Source organism: Amnibacterium sp. (genome assembly GCF_051956055.1).
Classification (GTDB): Bacteria; Actinomycetota; Actinomycetes; order Actinomycetales; family Microbacteriaceae; genus Amnibacterium.
On sequence record NZ_JBQCGC010000097.1, the window covers coordinates 1 to 8,619 of the forward strand.

General features: G+C 73.8%; 11 protein-coding genes and 1 riboswitch. Of the genes, 7 read left to right on the forward strand and 4 right to left on the reverse strand.

Annotated elements, in window-relative coordinates; genetic code table 11:
- Positions 1–91 precede the first annotated feature (91 nt).
- A complete protein-coding gene (locus ACTHLI_RS14000) occupies positions 92–931 on the reverse strand; it encodes a bifunctional 5,10-methylenetetrahydrofolate dehydrogenase/5,10-methenyltetrahydrofolate cyclohydrolase (protein ID WP_440184870.1) in 840 nt (279 codons plus the stop codon).
- A gap of 20 nt (positions 932–951) precedes the next feature.
- Positions 952–1,029, reverse strand: a riboswitch (ZMP/ZTP riboswitch).
- Between the two features lie 77 nt (positions 1,030–1,106).
- Between ACTHLI_RS14000 and ACTHLI_RS14005 the strand changes: the two genes are divergently transcribed.
- On the forward strand, positions 1,107–2,051 hold the full coding sequence (locus tag ACTHLI_RS14005) for an aldose 1-epimerase family protein (RefSeq protein WP_440184873.1): 945 nt from the start codon (positions 1,107–1,109) through the stop codon (positions 2,049–2,051).
- A gap of 4 nt (positions 2,052–2,055) precedes the next feature.
- Here ACTHLI_RS14005 and ACTHLI_RS14010 read toward each other — a convergent pair whose 3' ends face one another.
- Positions 2,056–2,466: a DUF3054 domain-containing protein gene (locus ACTHLI_RS14010; RefSeq protein WP_440184876.1), complete on the reverse strand. Its 411-nt coding sequence runs from the start codon at positions 2,464–2,466 to the stop codon at positions 2,056–2,058.
- Between the two features lie 78 nt (positions 2,467–2,544).
- On the opposite strand from ACTHLI_RS14010, the gene ACTHLI_RS14015 reads away from it, so the two are divergent.
- The gene (locus ACTHLI_RS14015; protein ID WP_440184879.1) at positions 2,545–2,808 is read left to right on the forward strand and encodes a hypothetical protein; all 264 of its coding nucleotides are present in this window, start codon (positions 2,545–2,547) and stop codon (positions 2,806–2,808) included.
- An 11-nt stretch (positions 2,809–2,819) separates the two neighbouring features.
- On the opposite strand, the gene ACTHLI_RS14020 is transcribed toward ACTHLI_RS14015, so the two are convergent.
- Positions 2,820–3,071, reverse strand: a complete 252-nt coding sequence (locus tag ACTHLI_RS14020; RefSeq protein WP_440184881.1) for a hypothetical protein — start codon at positions 3,069–3,071, stop codon at positions 2,820–2,822.
- A 73-nt stretch (positions 3,072–3,144) separates the two neighbouring features.
- On the opposite strand from ACTHLI_RS14020, the gene ACTHLI_RS14025 reads away from it, so the two are divergent.
- The 5 genes from ACTHLI_RS14025 to ACTHLI_RS14045 all read left to right on the forward strand — a co-directional run bounded on the left by ACTHLI_RS14025 (position 3,145) and on the right by ACTHLI_RS14045 (position 8,357).
- Positions 3,145–4,641 (forward strand): MmgE/PrpD family protein, encoded by a 1,497-nt coding sequence (locus tag ACTHLI_RS14025; protein WP_440184883.1) that lies wholly within the window; start codon positions 3,145–3,147, stop codon positions 4,639–4,641.
- A complete protein-coding gene (gene prpB / locus ACTHLI_RS14030; RefSeq protein ID WP_440184886.1) occupies positions 4,641–5,552 on the forward strand; it encodes a methylisocitrate lyase in 912 nt (303 codons plus the stop codon). The genes ACTHLI_RS14025 and prpB overlap by 1 nt, the downstream gene beginning before the upstream one ends.
- A 16-nt stretch (positions 5,553–5,568) precedes the next feature.
- The gene (locus ACTHLI_RS14035; protein ID WP_440184889.1) at positions 5,569–6,687 is read left to right on the forward strand and encodes a bifunctional 2-methylcitrate synthase/citrate synthase; all 1,119 of its coding nucleotides are present in this window, start codon (positions 5,569–5,571) and stop codon (positions 6,685–6,687) included.
- 59 nt (positions 6,688–6,746) lie between these two features.
- Positions 6,747–6,968 carry a DUF5652 family protein gene (locus ACTHLI_RS14040; protein WP_440184892.1) on the forward strand — a complete coding sequence of 74 codons (222 nt, stop codon included), beginning with the start codon at positions 6,747–6,749 and terminating at the stop codon, positions 6,966–6,968.
- 96 nt (positions 6,969–7,064) lie between these two features.
- On the forward strand, positions 7,065–8,357 hold the full coding sequence (locus ACTHLI_RS14045; RefSeq protein ID WP_440184894.1) for an O-acetylhomoserine aminocarboxypropyltransferase/cysteine synthase family protein: 1,293 nt from the start codon (positions 7,065–7,067) through the stop codon (positions 8,355–8,357).
- 6 nt (positions 8,358–8,363) lie between these two features.
- Here ACTHLI_RS14045 and ACTHLI_RS14050 read toward each other — a convergent pair.
- On the reverse strand, positions 8,364–8,619 hold a 256-nt coding region (locus tag ACTHLI_RS14050), incomplete at its 5' end, for a flavin reductase family protein (RefSeq protein ID WP_440184897.1).

Genomic DNA, 8,619 nt, shown 5'->3' on the forward strand with positions numbered 1-8,619 from the left:
CCCCGCCGGGGCCAGCGCACCCCGGCGCCCCCGTGCGTCGTTCTGGTGTTGGGCCCCCGCCCGCCGCCTAACGCCGGAACGACGAAGGACGTCAGGCGACGTGGGTGCGCCAGGCCCGCACCGTCTGGTCGAGCAGCGTCGCGATGGTCATCGGGCCGACCCCGCCCGGCACGGGCGTGATGAGGCTCGCCCGCTCCTTCGCCCCTTCGAAGTCGACGTCGCCCTTGCCGTCGTTGTAGCCGGCGTCGATGACGACCGCGCCCGGACGCACCCACTCGCCCGGGATGAGGCCGGGGAGGCCCACCGCCGAGACGAGCAGCTCCGCGCGCTCGACGTGCGCCCGGAGGTCCTTGGTCAGCACGTGGCACGAGGTGACCGTCGCCCCGTGGGCGGCGAGGAGCGCCGAGAGGGGCCTGCCGAGGATCGGCCCCTGGCCGACCACCACCGCCTCGAGGCCCGGGAGCTCCACGCCGTACTCCTCGAGCAGCCGGAGGATGCCGCCGGGGGTCGCCGAGGAGAAGCCGTCCGAGCCCTCCGCCATCCTCGCGAAGGACGCGAACGTGACGCCGTCCACGTCCTTGTCGGCCGCGATCGCCTCGAACGCCGCGCGCTCGTCGATCTGCGGAGGGACGGGGTGCTGCAGCAGGATGCCGTCGATCTCCGGGTCGGCGGACAGCGCCTCGATCGTGGTCAGCAGCCGCTCGGTCGTCGTCGTGGCCGGCAGATCCACCCGCCGCGTCGCGAGCCCGGCGTGCTGCGCCCTGCGCACCTTCATCCGCACGTAGGTGTGGGACGCCGGGTCGCCGCCGACGAGCACGGTCGCGATGCACGGCGGCCGCAGACCGGCGTCCACCCCGGCGCGGACCTCGTCCGCGATCCGGTCGAGCGTGGCCGCGGCGAGCGCGGCGCCGTCGATGAGTCGAGCGGGCATGGGACCTCCTGGGCTGGATGCGGAGGCGCCCAGGCGGTCGACGCCCTCCGCCGGTACTCCCTGGTGGTCCTCCACCTGCGCCGGTCGTGCCCTCAACGGTACCGGGTCCGCCGTTCAGGGTGCGGCCCCGCGAAGCGGGGATGATCGGAGGCGACCCCGACCCGAGGAGCCCGCCATGCCCGCGACCGGTACGCAGCACGTCCTCCGTCTCGACGGCCCTGACGGTCCGGTGACCGGCGTGGTCGCGGAGCTCGCGGCGAGCCTGCGGCGGATCCGGGTCGGCGACGTCGACCTGGTGCAGGACTACGGGGCGGACGCGCTGCCCTCCGGCGCCTCCGGGATCGTGCTCGTGCCGTGGCCGAACCGGATCCGGGACGGCAGGTGGACCCTTCGATCGCCTGAGGACCCCGCGCTCGACGGGAAGCCCCAGCAGCTCGACCTCACCGACCCGGCCAAGGGCAACGCGATCCACGGCCTCCTGCGCAACACCGGGTACCGGGTCACGGACTCGAGCGAGTCCGCGATCACGCTGTCGGCGACCGTGTTCCCGCAGCACGGCTACCCGTTCCACCTCGAGGCGTCGGTGCGGTACGCGCTCAAGCCGGACGGCCTCGACGTCGTGCTGGGCGTGCACAACGTGGGGGAGGGGACCGCGCCGTTCGGGGTCGGGTGCCACCCCTACCTCCGGGTGGGCGACACCGACATGCGGGACCTCGTCGTCACCGTGTCCGGCGACCGGATGCTCGAGACCGACGAGCGGAGCCTGCCGATCCGGGAGGTGCCCGTCGACGGGCCGAAGGACCTGCGCAGCGGCGCGCCCCTGCGCGGGCTCGACCTCGACACCGCGTACACGGGCCTCGCGACGGTGGACGGGCGCGTGCGGCACCGGCTCACCGCGCCGGACGGCACCGTGGTGGAGCTCGCCGCCGACCCGGTGTTCGGCTGGGTGCAGGTGTTCACGAACGACGTCTACGAGACCGACGACGGCCGGATCGACGCGGTCGCGCTCGAGCCGATGACCTGCCCGGCCGACGCCTTCAACTCGGGGAAGGGCCTGATGTGGCTGACGCCCGGGGAGCAGTGGGTGGGCGGCTGGAGCCTCTCCCTCCTGCGCCCGTAGGCCGCTACCTCCTGCGGAGGAAGAAGCCGACCGGCCCCGGCGTGTTCGCGCCCCGTCCGGCGGAGCGCTCGAGGGCGGCGACGAGGAAGCGCCAGCCGAGCAGCAGCGCGGCCACGACCAGCGACGCGACGATGACGAACGCGACCTCGACGCCCTGCCCGCTCACCGCACGGAGCAGCATCCCGATCAGGACGGTGCCCACCCAGGCGGGCACGCCCGCGCGCACGATCGCGAACGGCCGGCGCCAGGCGCGCGACGCGGCCCACCCGACCACGAGCCCGGTCGCGAACGGCCAGAAGGTGACGGCGAACTCGGCCTGGCTCTCGTGGTGGCTGGCGCGCCCGAGGACGACGAACACCGCGACCGCGGCGACGTCGATCACGAAGGCGACGAGCGCGCGCAGCCGGAGGTCCATGCGGCCAGTCTCGCAGGGTTGCCGGGCGGTGGACGGCGGATGATCGACGGGCGAACCGCCCGATTACGCTTGGCGCTCGTGGCCGACGAGACGGGGGACGAGCGCGACCTGATCCGGGCCGTCGACGAGCACCTCACGGAGGTCTCCGGCGTCGTCGTGGACGACGTGGTGCTCCGCGCCTGGGGGAACGAGCAGGTCGACCTGACCTACCTGCTGCTCAGCGCCGCGATCACCGCCTCCGGCGGAGAGGTCGACGAGGCCGACCTGTGGCTGGTCGCCAGGGCGGTGGCCTTCGCCGCGCCCATCGCGGCGACGCGACCGGAGGCGCATCCCGCCGGCTGAGGTCGCTCCGGTCAGCCGCGACGGCGGCGGCGGAGCGGGCGGGCCTCCTCGGCGGCCGCGCTCGAGTAGTCGTAGCGGACCGGGTCGCCCTGGTGGCCCTCGGTCAACGCGTACTCGACGCCGTCGCGCTCGAGCCGGAGCGGCAGCCCTGCCGAGGGGATGATCATGATCTCGCGGGTGTCCGCGACAGGGGCGTCCACGAACTCGACGACCACCTGATCGCCCGGTTCCGGCGCCTCGCGCCGCGCATGCCGTCCCGCCACGGGTCGAGGGTAACCGGGCCGGCCCGGCGACGCGCCGAGCCGCCGTGCGCTCACGGTGGTTACTGTGCTGGGCATGAGGACCCTCCCCGTTCGGCCGCATCGCAGCGACGAGGCCTTCCCTCGCGAGGAGCAGCTCGCGTGGGCGATCGCCCGGCTCGCGACCGACCCCGTGCCGGTCGACGCCGACGTGGCGGAGATGGTCGTCAACCGGGTGATCGACAACGCCGCGGTCGCGGCTGCCTCCCTCTCCCGCGCCCCCGTGGTCGCCGCGCGCGGGCAGGCGGAGGCGCATCCCGCCGCCCCGGGAGCGACCGTGTTCGGCATCGCCGGGCGGTTCTCGCCCGAGTGGGCGGCGTGGGCCAACGGCACCGCGGTGCGGGAGCTGGACTTCCACGACACGTTCCTCGCCGCGGAGTACTCGCACCCGGGCGACAACATCCCGCCGATCCTCGCGGTCGCCCAGCACGCGGGCGCCGACGGGGAGGCGCTCCTGCGGGGCATCGTGACGGGCTACGAGGTCCAGATCGACCTCGCCCGCGCGATCAGCCTGCACCGGCACAAGATCGACCACGTCGCGCACCTCGGCCCGAGCGCCGCCGCCGGCATCGGGACCCTCCTGGGGCTGCCCGCGGAGACGATCTTCCAGGCGATCGGGCAGGCGCTCCACACCACGACCGCCACGCGGCAGTCGCGCAAGGGGGAGATCTCGACCTGGAAGGCCTCCGCCCCCGCCTTCGCCGGGAAGGCGGCGATCGAGGCGGTGGACCGCGCGATGCGCGGACAGACCAGCCCCGCGCCGATCTGGGAGGGCGAGGACGGGGTGATCGCGCAGCTCCTCGACGGCCCCGACGCGCACTACGACGTGCCCCTCCCGGAACCGGGCGAGCCGAAGCGGGCGATCCTCGCGAGCTTCACCAAGGAGCATTCCGCGGAGTACCAGGCGCAGGCGTGGATCGACCTCGCCCGCCGACTGCGGGCCGAGCACCCCGAGCTGCTCGAGCCGGGCGCCGTCCGGCGGATCGTGCTGCACACCTCCCACCACACGCACGCGGTCATCGGGTCGGGGGCGAACGACCCGCAGAAGTACGATCCGGACGCGAGCCGGGAGACGCTCGACCACTCCGTGCCGTACATCTTCGCCGTCGCCCTGCAGGACGGGACGTGGGACCACGTGGCGTCGTACGCCCCGGAGCGGGCGCACCGGCCGGACACCGTCGCGCTGTGGCGGTCCATCAGCACCGCGGAGGATCCGGAGTGGACCCGCCGCTACCACTCGACCGACCCGGCGAGGCAGGCGTTCGGCGGTCGTGCGGAGATCGAGCTCGCCGACGGGAGCCGGATCGACGCCGAGATCGCGGTCGCGGACGCGCACCCGCTCGGCGCCCGGCCGTTCGCCCGCCCCGACTACGTCCGCAAGTTCCGCACCCTCGCCGACGGGGTGCTGGAGGCGGCGGAGATCGACCGCTTCCTCGCCGTCGCCGAGCGCCTGCCCGAGCTGCGCCCCGACGAGCTCGCCGGCCTCACGATCACCGCGGCAGGGCTGCCGGTCGCGCCGAAGGGACTCTTCTGATGCTCGCCTCCACCGTGCCCGCGACCGAGAAGCGGCGCCGCTTCCGCGAGCTGCTCGCCGCCGACGGGATCGTGCGGATGCCCGGCGCCTTCACCCCGCTGTCCACGCGGCTGATCGAGGAGCAGGGCTTCGAGGGGGTGTACCTGTCCGGCGCCGTGATGGCGAACGAGCTGGGCCTGCCGGACATCGGGCTCACCACCCTCACCGAGGTCGCGACGCGTGCCGCGCAGGTCGCCTCCGCCACCGACCTGCCCGTGCTGGTGGACGCGGACACCGGCTTCGGCGAGTCGATGAACGTCGCGAGGACGGTGCAGGCGCTCGAGGACGCCGGCGTCGCGGGCCTGCACATCGAGGACCAGGTGAACCCGAAGCGGTGCGGGCACCTCGACGGCAAGGAGGTCGTCGACGGGCGCACCGCGGTGCAGCGGATCCGCGCGGCCGTGCAGGGGCGCCGCGACCCCGGCCTCGTGATCATGGCCCGCACCGACGTGCGGGGCGTCGAGGGCATGGCGGCCGCGGTCGACCGCGCGAAGGCGCTCGTCGACGCGGGGGCCGACGCGATCTTCCCGGAGGCGATGGCGTCGCTCGAGGAGTTCGCGGCGATGCGCGCCGCCGTCGACGTGCCGATCCTCGCGAACATGACCGAGTTCGGGAAGAGCGAGCTGTTCACCGTCGACCAGCTGCGCGACGTCGGCGTCGACCTCGTGATCTTCCCCGTCTCCCTGCTGCGCATCGCCATGGGTGCGATCGAGCGGGGCCTCGCCGACCTCGCCGCATCCGGCTCGCTGCGGGCCCAGGTGCCGTCCATGCAGACCAGGGCCAGGCTGTACGAGCTGGTCGACTACGCCGCGTACGCCGGGTTCGACGCCGGCGTCGCGACGTTCGACCTCGCGAACAACCGGTCGGAGTAGGACCGAAGGAGCTCCCATGACCGATCCGGACATCAAGAAGGGCCTCGCCGGGGTCGTGGTCGACACGACCGCGATCTCGAAGGTCAACCCCGAGACGAACTCGCTGCTCTACCGCGGCTATCCCGTCCAGCAGCTCGCCGAGCGGTGCTCCTTCGAGCAGGTCGCGTGGCTGCTCTGGCACGGCGAGCTGCCGACCCCCGACGAGCTCGCGGCGTTCGAGCGGCGCGAGCGCGCCGGGCGGGCGCTCGACCCGCGCGTCCGCGACCTGATCGACGTCGCCCCCACCTCCGCCCACCCGATGGACGTCGTGCGGACCGCGGTGAGCCTGCTGGGGGTGCTCGATCCGGAGGCGCAGCAGTCGACGGCGGACGCGGAGCTCGCGAAGGCGGAGCGGCTGCTCGCCGCGATCCCCGCCATCGTCGCCTACGACCAGCGCAGGCGGCGCGGGCAGGAGCCGGTCGCGCCGCGCGACGACCTCGACTACTCGCGGAACTTCCTCTGGATGACCTACGGGGAGGAGCCGACCGACACGGCCGCGGACGTGTTCCGGATCTCGATGGTCCTGTACGCGGAGCACTCATTCAACGCCTCCACGTTCACCGCCCGGGTCGTCACCTCGACCCTCGCGGACCTCCATTCCGCGGTCGTCGCCGCGATCGGCGCGCTCAAGGGCCCGCTGCACGGCGGCGCGAACGAGGCGGTGATGCTCGCCTTCGACGAGATCGGGTCGGCGGACGCGGCCGACGCGTGGCTGGCGGACGCGCTCGCCGCGAAGCGGAAGATCATGGGCTTCGGGCACCGCGTGTACAAGCACGGCGACTCCCGGGTGCCCACGATGGAGGCCGCGATGCGGCGTCTCACCGCGCTGCACGACCGGCAGGACCTGGCTGACCTCTACGACCGGCTGGCCGCGGCGATGGATGCCGCGAAGGGCATCAAGCCGAACCTCGACTACCCGAGCGGGCCGGCCTACCGGCTCCTCGGATTCGACACGGAGCAGTTCACGCCGCTGTTCGTGGCCTCGCGGGTTGTCGGCTGGACCGCGCACGTGATGGAGCAGCGGGCCGCGAACGCGCTCATCCGGCCGCTGTCGGCCTACGTCGGCCCGGACGAGCGCGAGGTCCCTGCGGGCTGAGCCCGACGGCCCGTCGTCCGGCACTGGCCATCCGGGCCCATCGGGTGCACCCTGTGGCCATGGAACGACGCGGCTGGCAGGACCTGGACCCGAGGATCCGGCAGGCGGTGCTCGTCGCCGGCGGCGTCGAGGCGGGGTTGAAGATCGCGGCCCTCATCGACCTCGCGCAGCGGCCCGCCGCGGCGGTGCGGGGCAGGAAGGGGGTCTGGGCGGTCGCGCTCGTGCTCGTGAACTCGCTCGGGGTGCTGCCGATCGTGTACCTGCTCCGCGGGAGGCGCTGAGCGGGGATCGGCGGGATGCCCTCTCCGGCGTTCCCTGACGCCCGGTTACGGCCCGATGTGCCGACAGGGCCGGAGCGCCGCTAGCCTCCTCGCTCGATGAGCGACGAGTGGGGCTTCGACACCGCCCAGGTGCACGCGGGCGCGGCGCCGGACGCCGGGACGGGCGCCCGCGCGACGCCGATCTTCGCGACGTCCAGCTTCGTCTACGACAGCGCGGAGCAGGCGGCGGCGCAGTTCCTGCTCGAGGACCTGGACGGCTACGGGTACACCCGGATGGGCAACCCGACCACGGCGGTCGCGGAGCGGCGCATCGCGGCGCTCGAAGGCGGCGCGGCCGCGGTCGCGACGGCGAGCGGGCAGTCGGCGACCGCCCTGGCGCTGCTCAACCTGGTGCGGGCGGGCGATCACATCGTCATGGCGTCGCAGATCTACGGCGGTACCACGAACCTCCTGGCGCAGCGGTTCGCGGAGATCGGGATCGCCCTCTCCGTCGTGCCCGTCGACGATCTGGACGCGTGGCGCGCCGCGATCCGGCCGAGCACCCGCGCATTCTTCGTGGAGAGCATCGGGAACCCCACCGGGGTGGTCGCCGACCTGGAGGCGCTCGCCGCGATCGCGCACGAGACGGCGAGGGTGCCGCTGCTCGTCGACAACACCCTCGCGACGCCCTACCTCCTGCGCCCGCTCGAGCACGGCGCGGACGTGGTCGTGCACTCGACGACCAAGTTCCTGTCCGGGCACGGCACGGTGATCGGGGGCGTCGTGGTCGACGGCGCGACCTTCGACTTCGGCGCGGAGCCCGAGCGGTGGCCCGGCTTCCACGTCCCGGACGCGGGCCACGGCGAGGGCGGCTACTGGGAGCGGTTCTCGCCGCAGCGGCAGGCGTACAGCCGGCGGCTCCGGAGCACCGTCCTGCGCGACTACGGCCCGGCGCCGTCGCCCTTCAACAGCTTCCTGCTGATCCAGGGGCTCGAGACGCTGAGCCTCAGGATGCGGCAGCACGTCGCGAACGCGGAGGCGGTCGTGGCCCACCTCGTCGCGCACCCCCGGGTGGAGCGGGTGCACTACCCGACGCGCCCGGGCACGCCGTGGTCCGAGACCGCCGCCCGGCTGCTGCCACGCGGCGGCGGGGCGATCGTCTCGTTCGACATCGCGGGCGGGATCGACGCGGGGCGACGCTTCGTCGACTCGGTCCGGCTGTTCAGCCATCTCGCGAACGTCGGCGACGTGCGCAGTCTCGTCATCCATCCAGCGTCGACCACGAACTCGAGTCAGACCCCGGCGCAGCGCGCGGCCGCTGGCATCGGCGAGGGCCTGATCCGGCTGTCGATCGGCATCGAGGACGCGGCCGACCTGATCGCGGACCTCGACCGGGCCCTCGCCGCCTGACCCGCCTCAGCCCAGGCGGCTGTGGTCCCCGAGGGCGTGGTAGGTGCGGTTGTGGTAGACGAGCGGCGCGGCGTCGCCCGCGTCCTCCGGCAGCTTCGCCTGCAGCGCGTGGACGGCGATGACGGTCGACGTCCCCGCCTCCATCCGGTTGATCACACGCCCCCGGATCCAGGCGTGCGCCGCCGGGAAGTACGGCTCACCCGTGATCAGCCGGTCCCAGATGGTGCGGTCGGCGAACCGGTCGATGCCGCTCGTCGCGCCG

Coding starts and splice junctions, on each gene's coding strand:
- ACTHLI_RS14045 (WP_440184894.1), top strand. CDS start 7,065: ATGAGCGACGAGTGGGGCTTCGACACCGCCCAGGTGCACGCGGGCGCG.
- ACTHLI_RS14005 (WP_440184873.1), top strand. CDS start 1,107: ATGCCCGCGACCGGTACGCAGCACGTCCTCCGTCTCGACGGCCCTGAC.
- ACTHLI_RS14000 (WP_440184870.1), bottom strand. CDS start 931: ATGCCCGCTCGACTCATCGACGGCGCCGCGCTCGCCGCGGCCACGCTC.
- ACTHLI_RS14010 (WP_440184876.1), bottom strand. CDS start 2,466: ATGGACCTCCGGCTGCGCGCGCTCGTCGCCTTCGTGATCGACGTCGCC.
- ACTHLI_RS14035 (WP_440184889.1), top strand. CDS start 5,569: ATGACCGATCCGGACATCAAGAAGGGCCTCGCCGGGGTCGTGGTCGAC.
- ACTHLI_RS14040 (WP_440184892.1), top strand. CDS start 6,747: ATGGAACGACGCGGCTGGCAGGACCTGGACCCGAGGATCCGGCAGGCG.
- ACTHLI_RS14025 (WP_440184883.1), top strand. CDS start 3,145: ATGAGGACCCTCCCCGTTCGGCCGCATCGCAGCGACGAGGCCTTCCCT.
- prpB (WP_440184886.1), top strand. CDS start 4,641: ATGCTCGCCTCCACCGTGCCCGCGACCGAGAAGCGGCGCCGCTTCCGC.